This is a genomic window from Mesorhizobium mediterraneum, assembly GCF_002284565.1.
GTDB classification, from domain to species: domain Bacteria; phylum Pseudomonadota; class Alphaproteobacteria; order Rhizobiales; family Rhizobiaceae; genus Mesorhizobium; species Mesorhizobium mediterraneum.
On the sequence record NZ_NPKI01000044.1, the window covers coordinates 1 to 25,844 of the forward strand.

At 60.1% G+C, this 25,844-nt stretch carries 29 protein-coding genes, 8 pseudogenes and 1 riboswitch; of the genes and pseudogenes, 16 read left to right on the plus strand and 21 right to left on the minus strand.

Annotation, left to right across the window (positions count from 1 at the left end; all coding sequences use genetic code 11):
• Positions 1-268 precede the first annotated feature (268 nt).
• The 7 genes and pseudogenes from CIT25_RS30120 to CIT25_RS36595 form a co-directional block, all read right to left on the minus strand.
• Positions 269-568, minus strand: a pseudogene (locus tag CIT25_RS30120) (integrase core domain-containing protein); the annotation flags it as partial.
• Positions 563-742, minus strand: a pseudogene (locus CIT25_RS37255) (SOS response-associated peptidase family protein); the annotation flags it as partial. The pseudogenes CIT25_RS37255 and CIT25_RS30120, both read right to left, overlap by 6 nt.
• Before the next feature lie 203 nt (positions 743-945).
• Positions 946-1,935 (minus strand): FecCD family ABC transporter permease, encoded by a 990-nt coding sequence (locus CIT25_RS30125; protein WP_095488816.1) that lies wholly within the window; start codon positions 1,933-1,935, stop codon positions 946-948.
• 23 nt (positions 1,936-1,958) lie between these two features.
• Positions 1,959-2,906 carry an ABC transporter substrate-binding protein gene (locus tag CIT25_RS30130; protein WP_095488779.1) on the minus strand — a complete coding sequence of 316 codons (948 nt, stop codon included), beginning with the start codon at positions 2,904-2,906 and terminating at the stop codon, positions 1,959-1,961.
• 19 nt (positions 2,907-2,925) lie between these two features.
• Positions 2,926-3,717 (minus strand): ABC transporter ATP-binding protein, encoded by a 792-nt coding sequence (locus CIT25_RS30135; RefSeq protein WP_095488780.1) that lies wholly within the window; start codon positions 3,715-3,717, stop codon positions 2,926-2,928.
• Entirely contained in the window at positions 3,717-4,115 is a 399-nt protein-coding gene (locus CIT25_RS30140; protein ID WP_095488781.1) for a DUF1636 family protein, read from the minus strand. The genes CIT25_RS30135 and CIT25_RS30140 overlap by 1 nt, the downstream gene beginning before the upstream one ends.
• An 86-nt stretch (positions 4,116-4,201) precedes the next feature.
• A riboswitch (cobalamin riboswitch) is annotated at positions 4,202-4,406 on the minus strand.
• Between the two features lie 130 nt (positions 4,407-4,536).
• A pseudogene (locus CIT25_RS36595) lies at positions 4,537-5,162 on the minus strand (GTP-binding protein); the annotation flags it as partial.
• Here CIT25_RS36595 and istA (CIT25_RS36600) point away from each other — a divergent pair.
• The 8 genes and pseudogenes from istA (CIT25_RS36600) to CIT25_RS30175 all read left to right on the plus strand — a co-directional run.
• Positions 5,148-5,690, plus strand: a pseudogene (gene istA / locus CIT25_RS36600) (IS21 family transposase); the annotation flags it as partial. The pseudogenes CIT25_RS36595 and istA (CIT25_RS36600) overlap by 15 nt on opposite strands.
• Positions 5,691-5,786: 96 nt before the next feature.
• A complete protein-coding gene (istA, locus tag CIT25_RS30155; protein ID WP_095488782.1) occupies positions 5,787-6,854 on the plus strand; it encodes an IS21 family transposase in 1,068 nt (355 codons plus the stop codon).
• Positions 6,770-7,045 carry a Mu transposase domain-containing protein gene (locus tag CIT25_RS38615; protein ID WP_425351764.1) on the plus strand — a complete coding sequence of 92 codons (276 nt, stop codon included), beginning with the start codon at positions 6,770-6,772 and terminating at the stop codon, positions 7,043-7,045. The genes istA (CIT25_RS30155) and CIT25_RS38615 overlap by 85 nt, the downstream gene beginning before the upstream one ends.
• Positions 7,042-7,815 carry an IS21-like element helper ATPase IstB gene (gene istB, locus CIT25_RS30160; protein WP_128178206.1) on the plus strand — a complete coding sequence of 258 codons (774 nt, stop codon included), beginning with the start codon at positions 7,042-7,044 and terminating at the stop codon, positions 7,813-7,815. Before CIT25_RS38615 ends, istB (CIT25_RS30160) begins: the two co-directional genes overlap by 4 nt.
• Positions 7,816-7,952: 137 nt before the next feature.
• Positions 7,953-8,204 (plus strand): annotated as a pseudogene (locus CIT25_RS38620) (Mu transposase domain-containing protein); the annotation flags it as partial.
• Between the two features lie 45 nt (positions 8,205-8,249).
• A pseudogene (locus tag CIT25_RS38625) lies at positions 8,250-8,579 on the plus strand (IS21 family transposase); the annotation flags it as partial.
• Positions 8,580-8,601: 22 nt separating this feature from the next.
• The gene (istB, locus tag CIT25_RS30170) at positions 8,602-9,354 is read left to right on the plus strand and encodes an IS21-like element helper ATPase IstB (RefSeq protein ID WP_095488785.1); all 753 of its coding nucleotides are present in this window, start codon (positions 8,602-8,604) and stop codon (positions 9,352-9,354) included.
• A gap of 195 nt (positions 9,355-9,549) precedes the next feature.
• Positions 9,550-10,350: a helix-turn-helix domain-containing protein gene (locus tag CIT25_RS30175; RefSeq protein WP_245330060.1), complete on the plus strand. Its 801-nt coding sequence runs from the start codon at positions 9,550-9,552 to the stop codon at positions 10,348-10,350.
• Here the strand turns inward: CIT25_RS30175 and tnpB (CIT25_RS30180) are convergent.
• The 4 genes and pseudogenes from tnpB (CIT25_RS30180) to CIT25_RS30195 all read right to left on the minus strand — a co-directional run bounded on the left by tnpB (CIT25_RS30180) (position 10,343) and on the right by CIT25_RS30195 (position 12,474).
• Positions 10,343-10,588 (minus strand): IS66 family insertion sequence element accessory protein TnpB, encoded by a 246-nt coding sequence (gene tnpB, locus CIT25_RS30180; RefSeq protein ID WP_095488786.1) that lies wholly within the window; start codon positions 10,586-10,588, stop codon positions 10,343-10,345. The genes CIT25_RS30175 and tnpB (CIT25_RS30180) overlap by 8 nt on opposite strands.
• Positions 10,585-10,956, minus strand: a complete 372-nt coding sequence (tnpA, locus tag CIT25_RS30185; RefSeq protein WP_128310051.1) for an IS66-like element accessory protein TnpA — start codon at positions 10,954-10,956, stop codon at positions 10,585-10,587. The genes tnpB (CIT25_RS30180) and tnpA overlap by 4 nt, the downstream gene beginning before the upstream one ends.
• Before the next feature lie 76 nt (positions 10,957-11,032).
• A pseudogene (locus tag CIT25_RS30190) lies at positions 11,033-11,531 on the minus strand (IS6 family transposase); the annotation flags it as partial.
• A gap of 193 nt (positions 11,532-11,724) precedes the next feature.
• The gene (locus tag CIT25_RS30195) at positions 11,725-12,474 is read right to left on the minus strand and encodes a response regulator transcription factor (protein WP_095488788.1); all 750 of its coding nucleotides are present in this window, start codon (positions 12,472-12,474) and stop codon (positions 11,725-11,727) included.
• 480 nt (positions 12,475-12,954) lie between these two features.
• On the opposite strand from CIT25_RS30195, the gene CIT25_RS36610 reads away from it, so the two are divergent.
• The 3 genes from CIT25_RS36610 (at position 12,955) to istA (CIT25_RS30205) (ending at position 14,291) form a co-directional block, all read left to right on the plus strand.
• On the plus strand, positions 12,955-13,128 hold the full coding sequence (locus CIT25_RS36610; protein ID WP_158302689.1) for a hypothetical protein: 174 nt from the start codon (positions 12,955-12,957) through the stop codon (positions 13,126-13,128).
• Positions 13,129-13,142: 14 nt separating this feature from the next.
• Positions 13,143-13,400 (plus strand): hypothetical protein, encoded by a 258-nt coding sequence (locus CIT25_RS30200; protein WP_095488789.1) that lies wholly within the window; start codon positions 13,143-13,145, stop codon positions 13,398-13,400.
• A 108-nt stretch (positions 13,401-13,508) separates the two neighbouring features.
• Positions 13,509-14,291, plus strand: a complete 783-nt coding sequence (istA, locus tag CIT25_RS30205) for an IS21 family transposase (RefSeq protein ID WP_245330061.1) — start codon at positions 13,509-13,511, stop codon at positions 14,289-14,291.
• Here istA (CIT25_RS30205) and CIT25_RS30210 read toward each other — a convergent pair.
• On the minus strand, positions 14,286-15,659 hold the full coding sequence (locus tag CIT25_RS30210; protein ID WP_245330062.1) for a recombinase family protein: 1,374 nt from the start codon (positions 15,657-15,659) through the stop codon (positions 14,286-14,288). The two genes, istA (CIT25_RS30205) and CIT25_RS30210, sit on opposite strands and share 6 nt — an antisense overlap.
• On the opposite strand from CIT25_RS30210, the gene CIT25_RS37855 reads away from it, so the two are divergent.
• Complete coding sequence (locus CIT25_RS37855) at positions 15,641-16,009, plus strand: hypothetical protein (RefSeq protein ID WP_245330072.1); 369 nt, start codon at positions 15,641-15,643, stop codon at positions 16,007-16,009. The two genes, CIT25_RS30210 and CIT25_RS37855, sit on opposite strands and share 19 nt — an antisense overlap.
• A gap of 5 nt (positions 16,010-16,014) precedes the next feature.
• Here CIT25_RS37855 and CIT25_RS30215 read toward each other — a convergent pair whose 3' ends face one another.
• The 6 genes and pseudogenes from CIT25_RS30215 to CIT25_RS38630 form a co-directional block, all read right to left on the minus strand.
• Positions 16,015-18,078 (minus strand): recombinase family protein, encoded by a 2,064-nt coding sequence (locus CIT25_RS30215; protein ID WP_095488790.1) that lies wholly within the window; start codon positions 18,076-18,078, stop codon positions 16,015-16,017.
• Positions 18,075-18,365, minus strand: coding sequence for a hypothetical protein (locus CIT25_RS36615; protein WP_128178335.1), 291 nt, complete (start codon positions 18,363-18,365; stop codon positions 18,075-18,077). Before CIT25_RS36615 ends, CIT25_RS30215 begins: the two co-directional genes overlap by 4 nt.
• Positions 18,366-18,447: 82 nt before the next feature.
• A pseudogene (locus CIT25_RS30220) lies at positions 18,448-18,837 on the minus strand (recombinase family protein); the annotation flags it as partial.
• Positions 18,834-19,136 (minus strand): hypothetical protein, encoded by a 303-nt coding sequence (locus CIT25_RS37260; protein WP_095488791.1) that lies wholly within the window; start codon positions 19,134-19,136, stop codon positions 18,834-18,836. The gene CIT25_RS37260 and the pseudogene CIT25_RS30220, both read right to left, overlap by 4 nt.
• Positions 19,133-19,585 (minus strand): helix-turn-helix domain-containing protein, encoded by a 453-nt coding sequence (locus CIT25_RS30230; RefSeq protein ID WP_245330063.1) that lies wholly within the window; start codon positions 19,583-19,585, stop codon positions 19,133-19,135. Before CIT25_RS30230 ends, CIT25_RS37260 begins: the two co-directional genes overlap by 4 nt.
• Positions 19,586-19,771: 186 nt before the next feature.
• The gene (locus CIT25_RS38630) at positions 19,772-20,047 is read right to left on the minus strand and encodes a DUF5372 family protein (RefSeq protein ID WP_158302690.1); all 276 of its coding nucleotides are present in this window, start codon (positions 20,045-20,047) and stop codon (positions 19,772-19,774) included.
• A 38-nt stretch (positions 20,048-20,085) separates the two neighbouring features.
• On the opposite strand from CIT25_RS38630, the gene tnpB (CIT25_RS30235) reads away from it, so the two are divergent.
• Both tnpB (CIT25_RS30235) and tnpC read left to right on the plus strand, forming a co-directional pair.
• Positions 20,086-20,238: an IS66 family insertion sequence element accessory protein TnpB gene (tnpB, locus tag CIT25_RS30235; RefSeq protein WP_245330064.1), complete on the plus strand. Its 153-nt coding sequence runs from the start codon at positions 20,086-20,088 to the stop codon at positions 20,236-20,238.
• A 44-nt stretch (positions 20,239-20,282) separates the two neighbouring features.
• Positions 20,283-21,917 carry an IS66 family transposase gene (gene tnpC, locus CIT25_RS30240; protein WP_095488794.1) on the plus strand — a complete coding sequence of 545 codons (1,635 nt, stop codon included), beginning with the start codon at positions 20,283-20,285 and terminating at the stop codon, positions 21,915-21,917.
• Here the strand turns inward: tnpC and CIT25_RS30245 are convergent.
• Entirely contained in the window at positions 21,898-22,131 is a 234-nt protein-coding gene (locus tag CIT25_RS30245; RefSeq protein ID WP_095488795.1) for a DUF6429 family protein, read from the minus strand. The two genes, tnpC and CIT25_RS30245, sit on opposite strands and share 20 nt — an antisense overlap.
• Here CIT25_RS30245 and CIT25_RS30250 point away from each other — a divergent pair.
• Positions 22,102-22,392, plus strand: a complete 291-nt coding sequence (locus tag CIT25_RS30250) for a DDE-type integrase/transposase/recombinase (protein WP_425351765.1) — start codon at positions 22,102-22,104, stop codon at positions 22,390-22,392. The two genes, CIT25_RS30245 and CIT25_RS30250, sit on opposite strands and share 30 nt — an antisense overlap.
• 785 nt (positions 22,393-23,177) lie before the next feature.
• Here the strand turns inward: CIT25_RS30250 and CIT25_RS30255 are convergent.
• Positions 23,178-23,852, minus strand: coding sequence for a RolB family protein (locus tag CIT25_RS30255; RefSeq protein WP_095488796.1), 675 nt, complete (start codon positions 23,850-23,852; stop codon positions 23,178-23,180).
• A gap of 903 nt (positions 23,853-24,755) precedes the next feature.
• Here CIT25_RS30255 and CIT25_RS30260 point away from each other — a divergent pair.
• The gene (locus CIT25_RS30260) at positions 24,756-25,466 is read left to right on the plus strand and encodes a plasmid pRiA4b ORF-3 family protein (protein ID WP_245330065.1); all 711 of its coding nucleotides are present in this window, start codon (positions 24,756-24,758) and stop codon (positions 25,464-25,466) included.
• Between the two features lie 55 nt (positions 25,467-25,521).
• On the opposite strand, the gene CIT25_RS30265 is transcribed toward CIT25_RS30260, so the two are convergent.
• On the minus strand, positions 25,522-25,827 hold the full coding sequence (locus CIT25_RS30265; RefSeq protein WP_280953401.1) for a tyrosine-type recombinase/integrase: 306 nt from the start codon (positions 25,825-25,827) through the stop codon (positions 25,522-25,524).
• Between the last annotated feature and the right edge of the window lie 17 nt (positions 25,828-25,844).

The following is a 25,844-nucleotide window of genomic DNA, read 5'->3' on the forward strand; positions in this document are numbered from 1 at the left end:
TTGGCTTGGCTTGGCTTGGCTTGGCTTGGCTTGGCTTGGCTTGGCTTGGCTTGGCTTGGCTTGGCAGGATATATGGCTTTGTCACCTTTAGTCGTTTGTGCATTTGTGCACTCGTTCGTTTGTACGTCAGTTCAAGCATGCTGCGTTTCCAAGAACTAACCGGATGGGATTGGAGTGCACCGGCGTTGGTGCACGGGTCTTTTATTGGTGTGGGTTTAGGCAAGCGGTCTGAACCGCGCCGGGTTTGCCGGAGGCCGTTTCGTTTGAGTCACGCTGCCATGGCCGGCTCTTCGAGCATGGCGTAGTAGCGTGCCTCGGCTTCCGCCGGCGGGATGTTGCCGATGGGCTCCAGCAGCCGGCGATTGTTGAACCAGTCGACCCACTCCAGGGTCGCGAACTCGACGGCCTCGAAGGAGCGCCACGGCCCGCGCCGATGGATCACTTCAGCCTTGTATAGGCCGTTGATCGTCTCGGCGAGCGCATTGTCGTAGGAATCGCCGACACTGCCAACCGACGGCTCGACGCCGACCTCGGCCAGGCGCTCGGTGTATTTGATCGACCCAATCTGCCTGTCATGATAGGGCGCGATATCGGGCCCAGGCTCCATCGTCAGCATGGTGAAGGCTTCGCCGACCTCCGGTGTGTCACGCCAGATTCCAGCAATGCAGAAGATCGGCTCGTCCTTCTTTGTGAAGAGCCACTTGTCTTTTCGCTTCTTCTTGGGATCTATCGAATCTGTGAACGCAGTTATGTGGACATGCAACACTTTTGGAACCGGCGCTGCAGTGAGGTCCGCCGTGCGGCCGTGCGGAGCCATTCAAAAGAGCGCAGCACGGCGGACCTTCGTTGTAAGCTGGACCAGATCTTGTGCATGCTCGTCCCGAGGACGAGCATCAAGAACGGCGGTGCGAATAGCGTCGACCTTCCCCGGTTGTATCCGCGACGTCAAAGCCGGTTGTTGATGAGCATCGAAACCACGAAGAATGCGCCAATGGAACTCGTCACGATGCCGATCGGCAGTTCCTGCGGCGGAAGCAGGGTTCGGGCGAAGAGGTCGCTGGCAAGAAGCAACACTGCTCCGAACACCGCACAGGCGACGACCAGGCGCAGATGCAACTGGCCTGCCACACGGCGGGCGAGGTGCGGAATCATCAGGCCAACGAAGCCGATGACGCCCGCCACCGCGACCAGAATGGCGGACGCGAATGCGGCTACCACGAAGGTGAGCATACGGAAGCGAGCCACCTGCACGCCGAGGCTCTCGGCCGTGTTCTCTCCGGCGAGGAAAGCATCGAGCTTGCGGTGGTTGCCTAGCGCGAAGACGACGACACCCGCGGCACCAAGTGATGCGAGCCCGATATTGTCCCAGCGGGCAAGGCCGAGTCCGCCCATGGTCCAGAACAGCACGGAATGCGCCGCGCGCTGGTCGCCGGAGAAGACCAGATAGTTGGTGAGCGCAGTGAACAGGAAGGAGACGGCGAGCCCGGCAAGGATCAGCCGCTCCGGCCCCTGGCCATGGATGCGGCTGACCAGCAGCAAGACGATGATGGCCGCAAGCATGCCGCCGGTGAAGGCGGCGATCGGCAGAGTCCAGGTGCCGAAGTGGTCACCGAACACGGTGATGACCGACACCGCGCCTGCCGCCCCCGACGACAGGCCGAACAGGAAGGGATCCGCGAGATCGTTGCGTGTGACGGTCTGGAGCAGCGCGCCGACCACGCCGAGGCCTGTCCCCACGCAGATCGCCAGCAGCGTCCGCGGCAGACGCAGGTCCACGACGATCTTTCCCACCGGGCCCGAGGGTGCTTCACCGCCGAGTCCTGTCGCATAGGCCAGCGAAGCTACTACGTCTCGCAGCGGGATGAGCGTCGAGCCCCAGGCGATCGACAGAAGCGCAAGAACGATCGCCGTCGCGACGCCTGTGCCGATCGCCATGCCATAGAATCTGGGCGTCACGCTCAGAAGGCTTCGGGATGCATCGCCTTGGCGATCTTGTCGATCGCTTCGATATTGGCTGGACCGGGCGTCAGCTCGGCATAGCGTAGTGCTACGAAGCGCTCGTTCTTCACCGCATCGGTCTCCTTCATCGCCGGATGCGCCTTCAGGAAATCGAGCAGTTTCTGGTAACCGGCATCGTCCTGATAATCGAGCAGGATCAGGAACTCTGGATTGCGGGTGGCAACCGTTTCCCAATCCGCGTTGCCCCAGCTCGTCTCCATGTCGGCCATGATGTTCTCGCCGCCCGCGGCCGAGATCATGGCAGTCGGGATGGCGAACTTGCCGGCGGTGAAAGGCTTGTCCTCGCCGGAATCGTAGAGGAACACCCGCGTGCCCTTGTTGTCTCCGACCTTGGCCGTGATGTCGGCAAGCCTCTCTTTCCAGCCGGCGACCAGTTTTCCTGCCTCGACTTCCTTGCCGAAGACTTTGCCGAGCTTTTCCACGTCGCCATAGAGCAGGTCCATCGACGAAGCCGGCCGGTTCTTGTCGAGATGGACGCAGCTTTCGGTCAGCACCAGTGTCTTGATACCGTGCGGGGAAAGCGTGTCGGGTGTCACATCGCCGCCCGGCTTCATACCGTAATACCAGCCGGCGAAGAAGAAGTCGGGCTCGACCGAAATCAGGTTCTCCAGCGTCGGATATTTGGGAGCAAGCTCGGGGATCGAGCCCTGTTCGGCCGTGAACTCAGGCCCGACCTTGTACCAGCCCGTAATGCCGGTCAGGCCGACGATGGAGGGCTGCAGGCCGAGCGCAAAGGCCATTTCGGTCATGTTGAGGTCATGGATAACGGCGCGCTTCGGCGCAGCATCGAAAGTCAGCGGCGTGCCGCAACTGTCGACGGTCACCGGGAAGGCCCAGCCGGCGGAGGTGACAAGCGTAGCGGCAAGACAGATGAGAAGACGTTTCAAGTGCAAATCCTCCAGTGGATCAGGGGTAGACGGAAAGGCGGATGGGAATGTCAAAGATCGTGAGTTCACGGTCCTCCACGGGGTGCGGCAGACGCAGCACGTCGACGGAAAAGACTTCGCGAACGAGGGCCGGCGTCAGCGTCCTGGCCGGTGAATCGAGGCCAACCAGACGTCCCCCGTTCATCACCGCGACACGGGAGGCGAACGGAGCGACAAGCGACAGATCATGCAGGACGGCGACAACCGCGACACCCAGTTCCGCGACCAGTTCCAGAATCTCCGCCCGCGCCCGGGGGTCGAGATGGTTGGTGGGCTCGTCAAGGAAAAGAACCTTCGGCTCCTGCGCGATGGCGCGGGCGATCTGGGCACGCTGGCGCTCCCCGCCCGACAGCGAGCCGATCACGCGGTCAAGCATTTTCAACATGCCCGTCCGCTTCAGAGCCTCGACGACAATGTCGCGTTCCTCGCTCCTTCTCCGCAAGCCGACATGCGGAACCCTGCCAAGCTCGACATAGTCTATCACCGCAAGGCGCGGATCCGGTTGGTCAGACTGGCCGACCACGGCGATCTTGCGGGCACGATCGATAGCGGCGAGATGGTCGAGACGGCGGCCTCCAAGCCTGATCTCACCCAAACCCGGCCGAACCATTCCCGCGAGCATCCTGAGCAGCGTCGTCTTGCCGGCGCCGTTCGGCCCGATGATTGCCAGCCGGTCGCCCGCCTCCACCCTCAGGCTCACATCCTCGACCAGGCTTTGCCCTGCCAGGGAACGGAAACCGACATCGTGCGCCTCGAGCATGACGGTGCTCATCACGCGACCCGCGCGGCGAGGACCGCAGGAATGCGCGCCAGCGTCTTGCCGGCGAGACCAAGGGGACGCTCGCCCTCCCTGCACCAACCATTCGGCAGCCCATGATAGAGGTGTGCGAAGTCGATCAGGTGGGGAGCGTCACGGTCCGAATCGATGTCGCCGAAGAGGTAGCTGGCCTTGCCGCCGGCTGTGTAGGCAACGGTCAGCGGTCTGTCGCATCCGGCCATGCAGTCGGCTTCGGCTATGTGGAACCGGCGGCCCGGCTCCCCGTCCAGTACGGCATTCAGCATAGATATCAGTCGCAAGCCGGGGTTCCCGTCAATCGCACGCCGGCCGGGGCAGCGGATGCAGACGATGATGCTGTGCTCGGGACTGTGCCCTAAATCGACGCTCTCCATCCGTCACCTTCTCTTCAAGGCACGGAAGGATGGCGCGCATGACGGATTGAGGCCGCCTTCGAGCTTCCTCCCGGCACACCCCGTCCGGTCAATTCTCGCTGATGGCAGGTCTCCTGGCTCGCGGGTCTCAGCGCCATCCTGCCTTCCCGGCCTTCCGGCCAGTGGCGTGTCGGATTTTGCTCGCCGCTTACAGTTGCGGGGGCAGCCATGGCATTGGCCTGAAAGGCTTCACCATGTTCCCTTTTCACCCCGGCGCTTGCGCACCGCGGAACCATCGCGAAGAAGGCTATTGGAGTCGACACGTCGTTGCAACGGCGGTTCATCGCAGTCGCGAACTGGACATCCGCACAGTGCCTGGCAGCCAACCAGTGGACTGCGTTGCCAACATTTTCAGTCGGAAACCCAGCTAGAGCGTCAGCGCTCATGCAGCCTGCCTTTCCCAGCTCGGGAATGGATCCGGAAGATCGCGCCAGTGGCCGGGTATGAAGTTCTTTTCCTTGACGAGGCAGGCATCGAGGTCGGAGCGGATTTGGCGTTCATCCATCGGGTCGCAGCCGATGAAAACGATCTCTTGCCTTCGGTCTCCCCAGATCGGGTCGAGATAGGTTTCATTGCGGCCTTCCATTCCGGATGATCCGGCCACTGGTTCTTCGGTACGGAGGCCCACCAAAGACCGCGCTTGCCGGTGCGGATCAGTGCTCCTGCTTGGCTGATTTCGCCGACATAGTGCGGACGCGTTGCCAGCCAGAAGAAGCCCTTCGCTCGCACAATGCCGGGCCAGGACTTGTTGATGAAGGCCTTGAGCTTCATCGGATCTAAGGGGCGGCGCTCGCGATAGACGAATGAGCGGATGCCGTATTCTTCGGTCTCGGGCACGTGGTCCTTGAAGCCGTTCAGTTCCTTGAACCAGAGCGGATGCTGCTCGGCCTTCTCGAAATCAAAACGGCCTGTGTTCAGAACCTTGTCCAGCGGGACCCGAGCGAAATCTGTCTCGATCAGTTCGGCGTCGGGATTGAGCGAGCGCACGATCGGAAGCAGCGCGTGTCGCCAACGATGCGCCAACGCCACGCCGCCGGTGAGAAGGTGTTTGTCGACTACGCCGGCGACACCATCGATATCGTCGACCCGATAACGGGCGAAGCTCAGGCTATGAAGTTGTTCGTCGGCGCATTGGGAGCCTCCAGCTATGTTTACTGCGAGGCTCGGCCGAGCGAAGGGCTGGGCGACTGGATCGGCTGCCATGTCGGCATGTTCGCCGCCTTCGGCGGAGTGGCGACCATCACGGTCTGCGACAATCTCAAGGCGGCTGTGACCAACCCCGACCGCTATGATCCCGGCCTCAACCGTACGTACCAGGATATGGCCCGGCACTATGGCACCACAATCCTGCCAGCCCGGCCGTACAAGGCCCGCGATAAGGCAAAAGTCGAAGTTTCGGTCCAAATTGCCCAGAGATGGGTGCTGGCGCGCCTTCGCAACCGCCGCTTCTTCAGCCTGGTTGAACTCAATCAGGCGATCGGTGAGCTGGTCGCCGATCTCAATGGGCGGATCATGCGGGCCTATGGTGTAGGGCGACGTGCGATGTGAAGGATAAGGCGACATCCAGATTTACGAGCAGTCGTCTTCGGCTGATCTTGTTGCTCCAGACCTTTGAGGGATCTGGAGGGGCAGATGAGGCGGCTCGACCTGGAGGCGCGCATGGCAATCAAGGCATTGGCGCGGGGCACAGCGAAGAGCGAGATTGCTCGTCTTCTTGGAGTGACTGAGGGAACGGTCCGTTACCACGTGGCCCGGATGAAGACCGGCGCGGTGGACGGTCGTTCACGGCAGCCTTTCAAGGCTGAAGCGTTGCGCGAGGCGATCGAGCACTGGCGCTCCCAGCAAACGAGCGTCGCACTCAACCTTGCTGCGCTTCACGAATGGTTGTGCGTGGAACATGGCTATGATGGCAGCCTCCGCTCCATCGAGCGGTTCTGGAAGAGCGCCTATCCAGCCCCGGCGCTCCGTGCGCGGCGCCGGGTGGAGACGCCAGCCGGGGCGCAGGCGCAGGTGGATTGGGCGCATTTTCCAGGCGTTCTTATCGGGAATGTGCCGATCGATCTGCTGGCCCTGCACATGGTACTTTCGTGGAGCCGTAAGGAGGCGATCGTCTGGTCGACAGCCAAGGACATGCTGTCATGGCTGTCGTGCCACTCGGCCTGCTTCACCCGTCTGGGCGGCGTCGCGGCGACCGTGCGGATTGACAATGAGAAGACAGCCATTGCTCACGGGGCCGGCGCCTGGGGCACGATCAACGCCACCTACCGGCGCTATGGCTTGATGATGCGCTTTCACATCGACGCCTGTGCGCCGCGCCAACCCCAGGCGAAGGGCAAGGTCGAGCGCCGGGTTCGCGATCAGCGCATGGCGCTCGAGCCTTACGGCCGATCATTTTCGGATTTGTCCGATCTGCAGAGTTGGACGGATGCTCGCCTCGAGGCCTTGTCGCAGCAGCGCCGGTGCCCGGCGACAGGAACGAGCGTCTCCGAAGCCTGGAGGGATGAGGCGCAAAGGCTGACGCCTGTGCCAGCGACCCTGCCCGAGCCGTTTGATGCCGTCGCCACACGCAGCGTCGGCGTCACGGCTTGGTGGCGTTCGAGGGGCGTCAGTACAGCGTGCCGTTTCGCTTTGTTGGCCAGCAGGTGGAGATTCGAGGAACGGCCACGAGTGTTCAGATCCTCAAGGCTTGCGAGACCATAGCCGTTCATCCTCGCAAGACGGACTCCCGACTGGTGATCGACCAGGCGCATTACGATGGCCCCAGCACCGACCGGGTCAAGGCGCCGCCGCCCCTCGGGCGCATGGGCGCCAGAATCCAAGAGCTGGCTTCCACCCCGGTCGCCCAGCGCTCGATCGATCTCTACGCCGCCCTTGCGGAGGTCGCCCGATGAGTACACCCAAGCTCGATATTGACCGTACGCGCACCAAACTGAACACGCTCGGCTTGACCTACGCCGCCGGTCATCTCGACTACCTCCTGGCCGAAGCCGTGGCCAAGGAGATCGCCCCCCACGCCTTTCTGGATCGCCTGCTGGAGAGCGAATGCTCTGGACGTGAGGAGCGGCGGGTGAAGGTCTCGTTGAAGATGTCGGGACTCCCGACAGGCCAGACCCTGGAGAATTTCGACTTCGCCTTCCAGCCGGCGATCGAGCGCTCGCGGATCGACACCTTGGCCACGGGCGCCTGGATCCGCAACGCCGAGACCGTGCTGATGCAAGGCCCGCCTGGCGTCGGAAAGACCCACCTGTCAGTCGCCCTGGGGACACGCGCCATCGAACTGGGTTTCTCGGTTCTCTATTATCGCTTTGACGAACTCATGACCGCGCTCAAGGTCGATGCTGGACTGCCGCCCTCGCGCCTGAAGCGTCGACGCTACATGAACATGGCCTTGCTCATCATCGACGAGCTCGGCTTCGAGCCCATGACCCGAGAAGAGGCCAGTCTCTTCTTTCGCCTGATTACCTATAGATATGGCCGCGGCGCCATCCTGATCACCACCAACAAAAGCATCCGCGACTGGACCGAATTGCTCGCCGGCGACGAGATCCTGGCCATCGCCATCCTCGATCGACTCTTGCACCATTCAAACGTGCTCAACATCAAGGGACGATCTTACCGCCTGCGCGATCTGGAAGAGGCTCTCAGGATCGCAAACGCCTGATCAGCCCCACACACCGGCCGATGCAAGGCGCGCGCCGACTCTTACGGTCCGCGCGCCTTGCATCAGCCTACTGCCAGGAGAACGTAAGAATGGGTGTCGCCTTAGCTCGTAAAACTGGCCGTCGCTTGACATATGGCATGAGCCGGGCCGAACTGTTTGCCGCAGTGGACGCTCCGGCGCTGAGACCTCTGCCGGCCGAGCCTTATGCCTTCGCCCTATGGAAACGCTGTCGGGTGGCGCCCGACTATCATGTCGAAGTCGACGGCAACTGGTATTCGGTGCCCTATCGCCTGATCCGCGAGCTCGTCGATGTCCGCATCGCCGATCGCACTGTGGAAGCCTTCTACAAGGGCGAACGGGTTGCCAGCCACGCCAAGTCCCCGGGCCGGCGCAACCATGCCACGCTTGCCGATCACATGCCCAGCGCCCATCGGCGGCACGCCTCCTGGACGCCGACACGGATCAGCTTCGTAGCGGAGAAAATAGGTCCGTCCACGGCAGCCCTGACCACGGCGATCATGATGGCTCGGCCTCATCCCGAGCAAGGGTTCCGCACTTGCCTGGGCATCTTCGCCCTGCAGAAAACCTACGGCGCTGCCCGTCTGGAAGCAGCCTGCCGGCGTGGAAACACCATCCAGGCCCGCTCTGTTGGCTCCATTCGCTCCATCCTCAAGTCTGGCTTGGACCGCGCCTTCGCGGACCCGGAACCCGAGCCCAAACCCCTACGCCACGGCAACATCCGTGGCCGCTCCTACTTCCACTGACCCTCATCATCAGGAGAGAAAAATGCTCGCACACCCTACTCATGAACGCCTCCTCGCCCTTGGCCTGGCCGGCATGGCCAAAGCCTTCGAGGAACAGAGAAGCTCGCCCGATCTTGCGGCCCTAACCTTCGAGGAGCGCATCGGCATCATGGCAGACAGGGAAGCGGCGGAACGTGACACCAAGCGCATGACCGCCCGTCTCAAATTTGCCGCCCTGCGGCAGAATGCTTGCGTGGAAGATATCGATCTGCGCATCCCGCGCGGCATCGACCGCGCCCTTCTTGCCAGGCTTGCCGCCGGCGACTGGATCTCTCGGCACAATAATTTGGCAATTACAGGCCCATGCGGCGTGGGAAAATCGTGGCTTGCCTGTGCCCTGGGCCACAAAGCCTGCCGGGACGGGCGCTCCGTCTCCTACCAACGTGTCCCGCGCCTGTTCGAGGCAATGGCGCTGGCTCGTGGCGACGGTCGCCATGCCCGCATGCTCAAGTCTCTCGCTCGCGTCGAGCTGCTGATATTGGACGACTGGGGCATCTCGGTGCTCACTCAAAGCCAGCGCATCGATCTGCTGGAGATGCTTGAAGACCGCAACGGGCGGGCCTCCACCATCGTAACAAGCCAAGTGCCCGTCGATCAGTGGCACGAAGTCATCGGCGACGATCCCACCCTTGCCGACGCCATCCTCGACCGCCTCGTTCACAATGCTCACCGCATCAACATGACCGGCGAAAGCTTGCGGAAAATAGCTGGCAAGCAAGCGCTTGACGCCGACTAAAAACCAGTGAACTCATAGCAACCGTCGGTCAGGCTTCTGCTGCCCACGATCGCGTGAAATCACTGCCCACGATCAGCGAAATGCGCACTCGACGTCCGCAAGGAGATCCAAGCCCGGCATGAAGAAGCAGATCGGCTACGCTGCCGCGCGGTCGAGCGCGCCAAGATCGAGGCCGATCACGCCCAGCGCCGTTTCATGCTGGTCGATCCCGATAATCGTCTCGTCGCCGACACGCTCGAAGGCGAATGGAACGAGAAGCTCCGTATTTTGGCCAAGGCCCGCGAAGATCGCGAGCGTGCCCGGGAGCACGATCAATTCATCCTTGATGAAGCTGTCCGCGAGCGGCTGGTCGCAATGACGGTGGATTTCAACAAGCTCTGGGCGGATCCCGATACCCCGAACCGCGAACGCAAGCGACTGCTTGCCCACATCATCGAGGATGTCACTCTCGTCAAGCTACCGGCGGAAGGAACCACCAAGGTTCACGTGCGATTCAAAGGCGGCAAGATCCAGACGCTCACCACCCTGAGCCCAAAATCTTCCGCCCAGCAGGTCAAGACGCAGCCCGGCATCGTCGAACTGGTCGATAAACTCCTCGACGACCACATCTATTCCGAGATCGCAGAACTGCTCAACCAGAAAGGATACCGTCCGGGCGAGGCCGCACGCCGCGGTCGCCACAACGCCCGCTTCACGGCCTTGCGAGTTGCCTATCTCGTTCACCAATACAAGCTGCGCTCTCGCTATGACCGTCTGCGGGAACGTGGAATGCTGACAAAACAGGAAGCGGCCGCGCGTCTCAATATCCACGAGCACACCGTCACCAGATGGGCCAAGCATGGCCTCATCACCAGCCACGCCTACAACGGGCACTATTGCCTGTACGAACTTCCCGTTTCGGATCTACCGCAAAAACAATGCAGCCGATGGAACCGGCTCGTCGATCGCGCTGCCGCACGAAGGCAAAATGCCAGCCAGGCAAAAACTCTCAACTGAAGACGAAAGGGACGTAGTATGAATGCAGATCGTTCGTAAACAGGCAGGCACCCTGGCCGTCATGCCAGATCACCTTGATCAGCCCTCCTCGACGCCCGCGGAAACAAAACAAATGGCCGCTGTGCGGATTGCGCTTCAACGTCTCCTGCACCATCAATGCGAGGCCGGGGAAACCCTTGCGCATGTCCGTATAGCCAGTGGCGAGCCACACCTTCACACCGCTCGGGACCGGGATCATCGCCGCTCCAGCACATCAAGAATCCGGCCGAGCGCCTCGGTATCGATATCACTCTCAATCCGCAGGCGACGGGCACCGCCAAGCTCGATCGTCACCATGCTGCTCTTCTTGCGCGGTCGGGAGATCGGCGCTGGCTGCGCCTCGACGACCTCCACGGGAACAAGCTGCGGCACGGACGGCGCGGAGATCTGGCAGAGCTCCTTGCGCCACCGGAAAAGCTGGCTCACATGAAGGCTCGCCGATCGCGCGATCTCCGAAACACTGGCCCCAGGCTCGAACGTCGCAGCGACCAGCCGCTCCTTCTCTTCCCGAGACCAGCGCCGGCGCCGCTCGACCGACGTGATCACTTCGATCTGATGCTTCGTCACAGGGCTACTCCTAGTGCTTGCACTAGGACTTGCAGCCTTCAGCCTACCTCAGCAAGGCGGCCGTCACCGTGGGGATACGGCTTTTGCGGATGCGGATCGGCTTCAGTGGTCGCCGCGATCGCTGCCGCAGGCGGCTTTCAGCGTCGCAGGAAAGGATTGCCTCGTGATTGGTCTGGCTGCCGTCGATGACGATGCGCTCCGGCTGGCCATGGCGCGCCAGCGCCTTGCGGAGGAAGCGTTTGGCCGCCACCAGGTCACGGTTTTCGCTGAAATTTGAATTCGACGGTGTCGCCGAGGCTGTCGATGGCGCGGTAAAGATACATCCACTGGCCGCGGACCTTGATGTACGTCTCGTCCATATGCCACTTGCTGCCGACCGCACGCTTGCGCCGGTTGAAGCGCTCCAGCAGCTGCGGCGAGAAGTGAGCGACCCAGCGATGCACGGTGGAGTGGTCGACCTTCAAGCCGCGTTCGGCCATCATCTCTTCCAGATCGCGCAGGCTCAGATTGTAGGCCAAGTACCAGCGCACGCACAGGAGGATCACCGACTGGTCGAAATGACGGCCCTTGAACATCACGTGCTCCTCCATAGCTGAGGAGCGTTCCATGACATGCCCCGCTTACCGAAAGGTTTGCGACAGAGCCACGTGGCTTCTCAAACCCTTCCAGGGCGGCAATGGTCATGGCACGGCTCCGAATCATGGGAGCCTTATGGATCAGATCAACCGCAATCCAAAAAGCGCGTTGACCCAAGTTCGTTGCCCTGGGTCAAACCCCATGACTCTTGGTATAAGCCCGCTTGGCGTCTATACTGAACACATAACCGATGCCCCGCGCGGTCTTTATTATTTGTGGTGCACGCGCATCCACTTCGATCTTTCGGCGCAAGCGCAGAACCTGAACATCGACGCTGCGATCGAAGATGTCCTCGTGAATGCGGGTGGCCCGTTGAAGGTATTCTCGGGACAATGGCTGATTGGCCGCCTCGAGGAAGGCAACCAGAAGAGTGTATTCTCCCTTTGTGAGCGGTACTGGCCTGCCCGAAGGGTGTCGGAGCTGTCGAGTCCTCAAGCGGAGCTCCCATCCGCCGAACAACCATCTTCCCGATTCTGTCTTTGGCTGGTTTTGCACGGAGGTGGCCAAACGCCGTCTGACAAGGGCGTTGATGCGCATCGAAAGCTCGAGCATTGACAACGGCTTACTCAAATACTCGTCTGCACCGGCTTCTAGCCAGGCCAACATATCGTTCTCGCTGCGGTGGTTCCCAGTGACGACGATGGGTATGCTCCCGCCGTCGCGGAGATTGCGCAAGATTTCGGCGCCACCACTGTGATCAAAATCCAAACTGGCGATGATGACGTCCGGCTCTCGCTTTTCGCGTAGTTCCAACGCTTTCGCGTGCGTATGTGCCACAGTGGTTGACATATCGCACCTCTGCAGGTGCAGTTCCACTGTTTTGATAAACGCAAGATCATCGTCGACTATAAGGACGTTTACTGTCTTGCATGCTTCATTCATATTTTTTTCTCCACTCGCGCCCACCTAGTCGGTGCTGGTCTGGCCGCAACCTTCCAACTGCAGTTCGCTGCTTAGCTGGACGCATTTGGGTGCAGCAGCCGCCTCCAATTTGCACGGCCTTGGGATTGCGGCTGTAACCGAAGGAACTTGATTTCGTAGCGCTGCCGCTTAACGCGTTGGGCAAGTGCCGTGGCCTTTTGCTGTTCGCGTTCGTCTACCTCCGCTAAACGCCCCTCGAATCGGGTTGGAGTTTTCCGCGCCATTTCGTCGCCGGGGCGGCTTTGAAAGATGAGATTCGGCGTCTAAAAGGTCTACCGCCGCGCCCGAAGCAGAAGCCAAGCGGGATGGAGCAGTCCAAGCAGAGCTCGCCTCCGGCAACGGTCCCAAGCGGCGTGCTCGAGCCGGGCGATCGTCACCGAAGAACGCCGTCTTTGTTATGAGCCGCCACCGGGCTCGCGGTTTCTGGGGCGGACAAGCTTCGTGGTGCAGGATCTGACGATCGGGGTGCGGGTGGTCCGCTATCATCGGGACCGCGGGCGCCTGCCGGATGGCCGGATCGTCGTCGCTGCGCTGCCGGACGGGGTCGACGGGCACTTCGGTTTGGAACTTCGGCGTCTGGTGCTGTCACTTTATCACCAGGGTCAATCGAAATAGATCGGATCGTCGGGTTGCTGCGCGACTTCGGTGTGTCGATCTCCAAGCGCCAGGTCGTGCGGATCCTGACCAGCAAGATCGACGCCTTCGTCGCCGAAGCGAGGCAGGTTCTGACGGCCGGGCTCGCTTCGGCCGGTTGGATCAGCGTCGACGACACCGGGGCCCGCCACGGTGCGGTCAACGGCCTGTGCACGCAATTGGGCAATGACTGCGGATTCCAGGGAATGACCGGACGGGATTCCGATCAAAATCCGGACGGCATTCCGATTTGAAGCCGGCCAGCGTTCCAACCAAAGACCGGCCAGTTTTCGGCACTGAAGATCACCTCCTGGGTCAGCAACTTTGGCATCAAATACCTCGCTACGGACGAGGAGATTTTGATGCCGGCAAAGAGAAGGCTGACCATGAGACAGTTGAGACAAATGCTTCGGCTTGCCGGAAGCGGGACCAGCTCCCGCGAGATTGCGGTCGTGCTGGGAATAGCACGCAGTACGGTGCAGGATAATCTGCAGCGCGCAGCGGCAATCGGGTTGAGCTGGCCCCTGCCAAGCGAGCTGACCGATGACGCGCTTGAGAACAAACTCTTCGCTCGCAATGGCGTCAAACAGGGCACGCGGCGGCGCACAGAGCCGAACTGGGCCAATCTTGCCGTGGAGCTCAAGAAGCCGGGCGTCACGCTCCTCATCTTGTGGGAGGAGTATCGAGGAAGTCATCCCGACGGATATGGCTACAGCCGGTTCTGCGAGCTCTTTCGCAGCTTCGAACAGCGGCTTTCCCCGACGATGCGCCAGGAACACGCCGCCGACGACAAGGGCTTCGTCGACTATTCCGGCAAGAAGATCCCGATCGTTGATCGAGACACCGGCGAGATTCGTGAGGCGGAGATCTTTGTGGCAGTGCTGGGAGCGTCCAGCTTCACCTATGCCGAAGCCACCTGGACCCAGACACTGCCTGATTGGATTGGTTCACACGTCAGGATGTTTCGTTTCTTTGATGGCGTTCCCCGCCTGATCGTCCCCGACAATCTGAAGTCGGGTGTCAGCCGCGCCAGCTTCTACGATCCCGAGATCAATCGCAGCTACGGCATGATGGCATCCCATTATGGCGTCGGCGTTCTTCCGGCACGGCCGCGACGGCCGAAGGACAAGGCGAAGGTTTCATAGTGCGTCCTGTTCGGCTGATGGCACGGTAATGGAGGCAGGGCGGGCGGGATTAGCGTTACAGCCTGGGCGACCTTTGATGATCTCGAGGTGGGAAGGAATATCCCACAGACCCCGGCTGAGATTGTCGCTGTAGACTTTGGTGATGAGCCCCTGACGTCCCCATTGATGCACGGTGGTCTCGGCGATCTCGAAGCGTTCGGCCACTTCCTGGGTGGTGAGCATACCACAATCGCGCAGGCGCTGGCGACGACCGGGCAGGTTATAAGTTCGGCGGATGAAAGCGATTTTCTTGAGATTGAACGGCTTGCCGTCCCAGGTCCGCAGACCGCGTTCATTGAAGATGTCGGCGACCTCGCGATCGCAATAACGGTCGAGCAAGCGGTCGACCTCGGCGATCAAGTCGGGCTTGGATTTACGGATCTGGAAGATCGGCAGCGGCCGGTCCAGCGTCAAGGTTCGGGTCGCCCCGCCGGAGAGCCGCACGTTTGCGGTAATCGTCTCGGCCTTGATTAAGGTGACATCGGCGACCAGCAGCCGCAGGATACGCTTGCGCTCGCGGACATCGATGCGGGCATCGCTCCAGATCCGCGGGAACTGCTCGGCAAGATCGCGGACGCGTTGCTGCGTCTCGGCGTCGAGGGCGGCGGCTTCCTCGGGCGCGCGTCGTTCATAGTCCTCGACAACGTCGGTGTGGAGCCGCAGCTTCTCGTTCCACTCGGCCTCGAGAGTGTCGGCAACGAGGCGATTGTCGGGATCGACCTTCATGTAGCGGCGCCGGGCGAGCTCGGCGTCATGACGCGTCCGCTCGATATGCTGTCGGCGCAACGTGTCCATCTCGGCGGCGCGTGCCTCAAGCTCGCGCTGCACCGCCAGGGTGACCTCAAGGGTCATCGGCGTCATCAGCTCGACAAGCAATGCACCCACCGCCGGGTCGACGACTTTGCCGGGCACGGACTGGCAGACCTTGCCGCCACGGCGGGTGGCGGTTTCCTGGCAGATATAGGTCGGGACAGGCTGACCATGCTCCTGGCTGTAATGGACGCCCATGCGCCCGCCGCAAAGGCCGCAGAGAACTCTGCCCTGGAGCAAGGCGGATCCTTCGCGGACCGGCCCGGCGCGGCGCTGCATTCCGTAGGCTTGCGCATTGGTGGCGAGACGCTCCTGGTTGGCCTTGAAGCGCTCCCAGTCGATATAGCCCGGATGCAGGTCGGGCATGACGAACCGCCAGTCAGCCATATCCACCTTGATCTGCGAGACGCCGCCGCCCGGCCGGGGCCGTCCACGCGTTCGACCGTAGACGAAGGCGCCGGCATATCTCGGATTATGCAGGACCTGGAGAGGATGCGGGCGTGCCGTGGCGGCGCCCACATGAGTTCGCCTTTGTGCAGTCCCTTGCGCAGTCGCCGCGGGAACAGGGTGCCTTCGTCGAGGAAGAACTTGACGGTTCTGGTTGCGCTGCCCAGGCGCTCGAAGGTGGTGAACACCATGCGGAGCGCGGCCTGCACCTCGGCGTCCGGGTCGAGTGCGAGGGTGCCATCGGGCAAGTAGACCAAGCCCACGGGCGGGCCTATCTTCAGATCGCCGCGGCTTGCCTTGTTGAGTTGGCCGCCGCGCATGCGCGCCTTGAGGAAGTGCAACTCCGCTTCCGACATCGTTCCTTTCAAACCCAAAGAAGTCTGTCGTTGAAGCTGGCCGGGTCGTACGAACTATCATGTTGATACCCTCATTCGGTAGCGGATTGAGTAAAGTCGAGGTGTTGCCGCACGCCGGATTTGAGCTCTTTTATTGCGGCGATTGTTGCAGCGGCATCTGGAAACAGAACGCGTTTGTGAGTGGCGCTTTGGTGGATACTGATCACGCCATTGCGGATTCGATGCCGTATCCAGGAGCGAGAAACGTCCGCCGCCATCGCTAATTCAGACACCGATAGCCACCCGGGAATGTGGTGAGAGCGGGCTGGTGTAGACTGCCTCAATACGCGATGGCCTTGTCGGACGACCTGGACGGTGCGCACAGGAACGTAGCTGCGGCGCGGTGAGCGGAAACCTTCCTTAGTCAGTCTGGCAGCTATTGCCGTGTCGTCGAGCCCTTGATGAGCCAGTTCGAGCAGCCGGACCTCCATCTCGGCGCCGCGAGACAGGGCGCTCAAGGCATGAACTCTCGGCTCGACCTCGCGTTCGGTAACTTCACCGCCTCGCCAAACGATGCGGATCGTAATCCGATCTCGGACCACCCGTTGCAGGATCACTTTGTCGATCAAGCTGCGTATTAAGGCTTTCTTGCGTCCCCACTCTATGTCAGGTCTCTGCCAAAATTCAGGAAGTTGCGAACTGGCAGCGATAAAATCATTCTGTTCTGTCGGCGTCAGATCGTCAGATTGACTTTGCATCGCGCGATGGCGCTCAAGTGCATCCTCCGCTTGACGAAGCTCACGCAGAGCCCTCTCCCAACGGCGCTCCAACTCTGCCGCGATCAGCCGATTGTCTGGGTCAACCCGATCGTATTGCCGTTCTGCGAGCAGCGCTTGATAACGCAGCCGTTTGATCTGCTGCTCTTCAGCGCGCTCAAAAGCCTCGTCTGCCTGCTGACGAGCATCTTTGGCGTGCATCAACTCGGCCAACTCAGCCGGACTGGCCGCCGCGAAGAAGGCCTCAACGACGCGGGCGTCGATGGGATCGGCTGGCAAATGCTGGCATAGGGCTCCGCCCTGGCTGCGTGCCAGGAAGTTGCAGACGTAACGGTTGCCGTTCTTGTATTCAACGCCCATTTTATGGCCGCATCGCCCGCACCAGACAATGCCTTGCAACACCGCCGCGCCATCACGCGGCGCACCGCGTGTCTGGTTTCGTCGGTATTCAGCATGATTGTCAGTCAGCATGGTCTGGATCCGCTCGTAACGCTCCCAATCGAGATAAGCAGGATAACGGTCTTTCACTACGATTTTCCACTCTGCCATTGGCCGGCGTCGCGAGATGATCTTACCACTTGCATATCTGGTGTGACAGGACTGGGTGCGGCCATAGACAAAGGCGCCGGCATAGGCCGGGTTCTTCAACATCCCGGCAAGCATGCTGGCAGTTGGGACGCGCCAGATAACGTCGCCAAATCGATTTCGCCGCGGTATGGTGAGCGCACGATCCCGCAAGGAACGGATCACTTTTCCGACGGTGCCCAACTCCCAAAATGCAGAGAATATCAGGGCAATCCGGTCCTGCACTTCCTGGTTTGAATCCTTCATCACGACACCATTGGCGTCCCGCTCCAACCCGGCTGGTAATAGCAATGCCAGCTCGCCCCGCTTAGCCTTGCTGAGCAAACCGGCTGTCAGGCGGCCACGAAGCGTGTGCAATTCTACTTCCGAGATCGTACCCTTCAGGCCAAGCAACAAGCGCCCGTTGGCCGAGCCCGGATCGTAAATTCCGTCGCGGTCGCCGATGAGGCATTGCCGATAGCCGCATAAATCGAGGAGCGGGTACCAATCGGAACAATTGCGGGCAAGCCGTGTCACTTCATACGAGAGAACGATGCCAACTTCACCCAATGTGACGCGTCCAAGGAGATCTTTGAAGCCGGCCCGGTGAGCCGCCGCAGCTCCACTCTGGCCAAGGTCCGCGTCGATCACTTCGATATTGTTTTCGTCCCAGCCGAGATCTCCCGCACGCTGATGCAATGCATATTGCAGCCGCAGGCTTTCCTGGTTGTTGACCATCTGATGTGGTGTCGATTGCCGGATGTAAATCACGGCTTTTCGGCACAAATGCTGGGTCGTTATCAGATCCGACATCATGGCTCGCCCTCCAGAGAACCATGCGGGTCCGATAGGGGTGATTCGGTTTCTGACGTCAGGCTATCATGCTCAGGTATATCGAAGGAACTTTGCGGCGCCTGCGCCTTTGCAGAGCAGACAAGGCGAATAAAATCGCGAACGCTCGTAGTTGAAAGCTTGGCTAACGGCAGATCTGGTGCCGATGGATACAGATTGGTGGCCGAGATCGGAATCTTCAGGAAAACATCATCGCGGTAAACGACAAGAAGCTGACGATAGGGGTCGGCGCCGCTCGGTCTGCCCGCCAAAATGAAATCGCGCCCATAAAGTGGGTGCGTCGGATCGGCAACTGTTATCCGTTGATCATCCCCAAATCTAATTGGGGCATTAAGATGTGTGTTCGTAGACGCCATCCTCATCGAGGATGAGGGTGTCGGCAAGAGCGCAAATCTCCAGCAGACGCTGCCAGTCTGCATTGTTGCGCGCCAGCCGGGAGACTTCGAGCCCCATCACGATCCCGGCGCGCCCCATGCCGACGTCGCTGACCAGGCGCTGAAACCCCTCGCGCCAGGCCGCCGAAGCACCGGATTCGCCCTGATCATTGTCGACGACGATAATCTGCTCATCCCGCCAGCCGAGGGCGACCGCACGTCCACGAAGCGCATATTGCCGCCTGGCGCTCTCGGTGTTCTCGATGACTTGCCGCATCGAGGATTGGCGGATGTACAGGTAGGCGCTGCGTTCGACGTGATGAGACTGGACTTTAAGGTGCGCATTCATGGTGATCTCCGGTCGTGGATGCTCATGGCTATTATCGCAAGGACGTGAACGACGGCTGCGTGCCCGCCGTGCGTCGGCCAGGCGGTCGACGGTGGATGACTTTGTTCTTGCGGGGGATTTGCTGCTGCGGCCAGCGTCTGTGCCCACCCCCACATGCCCCGGCGCAGAAAGAGCATGAGGCCGCTACGGGCCTTGAGCGGCAGAGCTTCGCCGAGGGCTGCCCCGCGCAGCACCTCATACTGGGCCGCAATGGCCGACGACAGGATCGACGAACGCGCCGATGTCGCGGCAATGTTCACCTGCCGGTTTTTTTTAATACCCGCTCGATCGTCCTGGGATGAAGCTCGACATCGAGTTCGCAGCGGACCAGCTTCGCCAGTTCCCGAGCACGAACGGGTTCGCCCGGGGCCAACTGCGCCTGAAGAAACGCCAGGACTTCGTCGTCGATCTTGTGGGGACCGCGGGGGCCCGGCTTCTTTGGTACTAGTCCCGCAATCCCGGCTGCGTCGAAGCTCGCCCTTGCCTGATAGTAGGTCGGCCTGGAAACGCCATACTCGTCGGACGCCACCGTCACCGACACGTTGTCGATGGAGACGCGCCGCAGCATCTCGTATCTGACCTGCACGGCGTCGTGCGGATCGAAGAACTCGCTGCCCCGGAACTTCGGATCGCCCACCTTCTCGGGGCTTGGATTGAAGGTGCCTTCTTCGATGAGGGCATCCGTCTTCGAGCGCTTGCTGTCGGACATCGCAGACATCGCCGGCTCCGAGTGCGGAAAGAAGCATAATCGTAAATATATTTATGCCGCCATTAACATCGTTGTCAAGGCGGCTTGCGTGATCAACACTGAGAGTGTAGCCGGAATGTCGGGATATGCCCATCATGTAAATCCTCCAGCGGCATAATCTGCCTTACAGAAGCGGCATAATTATCCTTACAGCTTGTCGAGTGATCGCGAAGCCGACTTACCAGAAAGGCGCCCGACCAGACTGGCCAGTTCCAGCAAGTCGACAGTACGCAAGAGCGCCCTCCCATTCCCCATGACAACTTCTGGATCCGGGCTCGCAAGATCAGTCCATTGCGGAGGAACCGACCATACGGCGCTATCGTCGGCCTGCAGCAAAAGGCGTTCGCCATGCCGATTGTATCGTCTGCCGACACATGGCAGCAGCCGCGAGAACAGAGGATGAAACGGATGCGTGATCCGCACTAATTGCGTATCTGCGTTCGTAGAGTCTGCATTCCCAAGTGAGGTACAAGAAGCTGGAGCGCGGGCGTTTTATTTGGCCATCGGCGGCCGACGGCACGGTGGTGATCACGCCGGCGCAGCTTGGCTATCTGCTCGAAGGCATCGACTGGCGCATGCCGCAAAAAACCTGGCGTCCGAGCTCGGCGGGATGAGCAAAATCGTTGGCATGGAGGAGCGAATATGATTCCATCGCGCCATGACCGACGCGGCCGATCAGCTTCCCGGTGACCTTGCCAGTGCGCACGCGATGATCCTCGCGGAGCGCGCCGCCCGCCGTGAGGCGCAAGCACTCGCTGCCCGCGCGCAGGCCGTGAACTCGCATTCGGATGCGCTGATCGCGCGGCTCAGGCTGGAGATCGAGAAGCTGAAGCGCGAGATCCATGGCAGCCGCTCGGAGCGCAAGGCGCGGCTTCTCGAACAGATGGAATTGCAGCTTGAGGAGTTGGAAGTCGACGCTAGCCAGGACGAATTGGAGGCGGAACTGACGGCACGCTCCTCGACGGTCAGGGCGTTCGAGCGCAAGCGACCGTCGCGCAAGCCTTTCCCCGAACATCTGCCGCGTGAGCGCGTGGTGATAGCCGCGCCGGCGAACTGCCCGTGTTGCGGTTCGGGCAGGCTGGCCAAGCTTGGCGAGGACGTTACCGAGACGCTGGAGGTGATCCCGCGCCAGTGGAAGGTGATCCAGACCGTGCGCGAGAAGTTCTCTTGCCGCGAATGCGAGAAGATCTCGCAGCCGCCGGCGCCCTTCCATGTGACGCCGCGCGGCTTTGCCGGGCCGAACCTTTTGGCGATGATCCTGTTCGAGAAGTTCGCCCAGCACCAGCCGCTGAACCGGCAGAGCGAGCGCTATGCCCGCGAAGGCATCGACCTCAGCCTTTCCACACTGGCCGACCAGGTTGGCGCTTGTGCCGCGGCGCTCAAGCCGGTGCACGCGCTGATCGAGGCGCATGTGCTTGCCGCCGAGCGTCTGCATGGCGATGACACGACCGTGCCGATTCTGGCGAAGGGCAAGACCGATACTGGGCGCATCTGGACCTATGTCAGGGATGACCGGTCGTTCGGCGGAACATCGCCGCCGGGAGCACTCTACTATGCCTCGCGCGATCGGCGGCAGGAACATCCCGAGCGTCATTTGCGGAGCTTCACCGGCATTCTGCAGGCCGATGCCTATGGCGGTTACAATCCGCTGTTCAAGATGGACCGTGACCCCGGCCCGCTGACCCAGGCGCTGTGCTGGGCGCATGCGCGCCGCAAGTTCTTCGTGCTTGCCGACATCGCCACGAATGCCAAGCGTGGAAAGAACGCCGCGCCGATCTCGCCGATCGCGCTTGAGGCGGTCAAACGCATCGACGCCTTGTTCGATATCGAGCGCGAGATCAACGGGCTTTCCGCAGGCGAACGTCTGGAACGCCGGCAGGAAAGCCGTCTTCTCGCCACCGAACTTGAGGCCTGGATGCGGGCAGAGCGGGCAAGACTGTCGCGCAGCTCTCCGGTCGCCGAGCCAATCGACTATATACTGAAGCGCTGGGAAGGGTTCACGACCTTCCTCGGCGATGGCCGGATTTGCCTGACCAACAACGCGGCCGAACGCGCGCTGCGTGGTTTTGCTCTCGGCAGAAAAGCTTGGTTGTTCGCGGGCTCCGATCGCGGTGCCGATCGGGCTGCCTTCATGGCGACGCTGATCAACACCGCCAAGCTCAACGACGTCGATCCGCAGGCTTGGCTTGCCGACGTCCTCTCCCGCATCGCCGACACGCCGATCACACGGCTCGAGGGCCTGCTGCCATGGAACTGGCGGCCCGCTCGGGCGCTCATGGCGTCGGCCGCGTAAACAGCGCGCGAAACAGTTCCTTCGAGCGCCGAAGACCCTCGTCCGTCAATACCAAGGATTTTGCCTTGTTAACCGGGTCGGCAATCAATCCCTTCCGGTGAAGTCGATCCGTCACGTCCCAGTCAAAGCACTTCCAGGCGCACCGTTCATTGTGCAGGGTCAGCCAAAGCAGTGCCAGGACCGCATCATCGATCTTGTCGGTATCGATCTCCATCGCTGCAGCTTAACACAGACAGCACCGCCGCACCCAGACCGGATGGATACCAAAAGCCGGTATCTCAATAATCGGATCGAACAGGATCACAGGCGTATCAAGCGCCGCATTCGATCCATGCTCGGCTTCAAGTCGCAGGCGAGCACCGTGGTTATCCTCTCCGGCATCGAGATGATCCATATGATGCGCAAGCGACAGGCGCGGTATGCCTACAATCCCAGTCCATCGATCGCCGAGCAGTTCGACATCCTCGCCGCCTGACGGACAGGCCGAAATGGCCGTTCACTATCCCATTTCCAAGTTTGCGACAGAGCCTGTATCGACGTGTCATATGAAGCGGTCCGGCGGGCAAAGCAGAAGTTCTGACCGAGAGCCAGAAACCAAATTAGTCAATCACGAAAGCCCTGGGGCTATTCGTTGCGCTCACGTTCAAGAAGAGCCGGTTGCTGCTGCTCCACCCGACAACCCGACACGCCGTGGACCGTTAACCGCAGAAATTTCTGACAGGCTCCACCCGAATCGCGGACCTCATCGAGGCGGCGGCGGCAGGATATATCCTGATGTAAATGTTCCAAAATTAAAATTTTGGGACATTTACATCTAGGATTGAATGATAGTTTTTAATGATCTCGGTGCTAAGAATAAGAAACGACTTTCCGAAAATTTGTTAGAGTGTAGAGTCAGATTATCCAATTGCCAATATCCTGGCGCATTTGATTGCTCTAGATATGGCATATCAATGGCGATCATTGCGATCAACGAGTTATAGTCATAGGCTTTATAGCGCATAACGCTGCGATCCATTTATACATCAAATTGGTTAATTGAGCGTAAAGAACATCATAATTAGTAATAATCCTGGCCTTTTATTTGAATAAAGTGCAGCACAACAACATGCATTTCCTCGATTGCAAAGCAGAACGAAGAAATGGAAACGAAAATAACAATACAACAAATACAACGAAATCAAAGACAATTAAGGAGGAAATGGTATTTCTACGATGATCCAGGAATAACATTAGCGTATAGTGGCGAGGGTTGCGCCACTAATCCCAACCAGATGCGCTCGGCCAGTCAGTGGCGGGCGTAGAGGAGGGCCAAATCATCTGTCCGTGGGCGACGATGTCGAAGTGCCCCCTTGTTATACAGCGGGTCCATACACCGTTTCCTTCGGAAGTGAACTGGCTAGTGGGAAAGATGGCGAGGAAAGACTTGATATGTTCACGCTCGACTGTACTGCACCATCGGTCGTGGTACTTACTAGCTATAGATTTAGAAGTGATGACCTCATTGTATGGCCAGAGGTCCATCGCCAGCACCACCCCAGGAAAATATTTAGTTGGGACTGCTTCTAAGTTCCTGTGTTCAACACAGGATTCTACCACATCTGTGGGCAAAAAGACATACAAGAGGGGGGGGTTTGGAGCACAAACAGGGACGCGTTCAAGTTCGATAGGTTCACAATAGCCAAAGAGTGGAGTTTCTGTCATGCAGGGCCCCGTTTCCAATGCAGTAAAATTTTTTGGAGGAAGTCCCTTAGCTTGTTCATAAGCCCGCGCCTCAGCCACCCAATTGACCTGAGCCTTCATGACCCGCTTGAGGTAAGCACGATATTTTTTGACTGCCTCATTAAGGCCGTCGCAGAGGTCGTGTTTGGGCATCCCCGTTAGGCAGATGCTGTCAAATCTGGGGCGCTCGTAGGTTGGATAGTTGTCTGCCATGGTAAAGTTGTGTGTCTAATTCACTGTATGGCAATTATAGGTGTCACTGGTTTATATAGAGGGCACTGGTTCTGTGCATCCGTTAACCCTCACGAGAGTTCACGGGGCGTGACTTTAGCGTTCTGTATAGGGGCAAGTCAACAACACGTCACATTCGTTGCAACAGCCAGAAAAGTCCTCTACGTATTCTGGAAGAGCCAGAGTAGATGACTCCATCGCCCGTGGAATCTGTGATATTGAGTGATTGGCTATAATTGATTTATATGCAACACGTTGACTACGCGAAAAGGCGCCATTTAAAGAGAGTGGAAAGTTATTCGGTGGGGAGATGCTGTTGGCCCCCGCATTGGGCTGTGGGCCCCGCATTGGGCAGGATATGCAGAACAGGGGCGGCTCTTCCTTATTGGACCGCAATTGTAGACAGCGACAGCACCCAATGGCGAGCAGAACAGGGGCGGCTCGGCTCGGCTCGGTGGGGGGCAGGATCTATAGCGATGTCGCCTTTCTTTCTTTCTTTCTTTCTTTCTTTGTGCATTCGTGCACTCGCGGCGTAAACGGCGAAGCCGATACTCCTGACTTCGAACAGGTCGGTCCCGGCACACGCACGTGAAATGGACCCCGATTTTGGGACCATGAGCTTAGTTGGAAGGGCTGCTGCGTTGTAGGCGGCAAAGAGAGAGCTGGTTCGGGAAANGTCGGTCCCGGCACACGCACGTGAAATGGACCCCGATTTTGGGACCATGAGCTTAGTTGGAAGGGCTGCTGCGTTGTAGGCGGCAAAGAGAGAGCTGGTTCGGGAAATTTGAACAGGGGGTTAAGTGGAATTTCGGGAGCATGAGGATTTGTGGGGCGGGCTGGACCGGAGTATGTCGTCACCATTGAATTTCGACGGGGCCGGCGGATTTGAAAAGGGCAAAACGGGCAGCGACGAAAACTGCCGGAGAGGCGGCAGCCTCGGAGGATGAGATTTCCATCCTGCAATTCCGCATCTGGCTGCACGACGTGAGCCCGATGGTGTGGCGTAGGGTTCAGGTTCCCTCGACGATGACGCTACGCGAGTTTCATGGCGTCCTTCAGGTCGCGATGGGATGGGAAGGCATACACCTTTACCAGTTCGTCATTCACACGGTGCGGTACGGCTCGTGGGAGGCGGGTGCCCGCTCTCCGGTTGTCACACTTGGCAATCTGCAACTGCGTAAGGGCAGCCGGTTCCTGTATGAGTACGACCTCAACACCCCCTGGGAGCACGAGGTCCGGCTAGAGGAGCGCCGGCCTGTCAAACACGGCGCTCACTATCCGGCGTGTACGGGCGGCGAAAGCAACTGTCCGCCTGAGGATTGTGGTGGACCGGGAGCCTGGATGTGGCAGAGGGACGAGGCGCTCGGGCCTGACCTCCATGAGGATCTCGCCACAGCATTGGAATTCATCACGGAAATCGGCGACACCCGGTCCCTTGCGGTCCTCGATGATCCGGACCGCGCTGGGGAATTGCAGGAATTGCTCTTTCGGATCAAAGGCCGAGCTACTCTGCTGGGCCAGTCGTTCGAGGAGCGGAAAGTGAATGATCGCCTGCGGCAGAGCGAACATCTGATCCTCATGCACCAGCAGATGTGACGGACCTGGCGACCTGATCTATCGAAAGCAGGTTGGCCCCCAGAAGGTGGCATCATCACCGCGAGTGTGCCGGACGCCCGAACAAGGCCTGCGCAGCCTTGGTCCGTGATCTGATCGAATTTCCGGCGCAGGTCGCGGCCGTAGTTCCGGCGCAATGTCGCGTCGTCTCGATATTCTCGTGGCCAAGGAAACGCTGCACATCGGTGATGTCCATGACGAGCCACCTCAGTTTCGTCGCCATGGTGTAGTGCAGAAGGTGCGGATAGACCCGCTTGGTGATCCGGGCCTTCCCTGAAATCTGGGGAACGATCTGGCCGATGCGCTGGCGGCTGTAGGTGTAGGGCATGGCGGACGCCGATATGAAGCCGGAGCGTCTGC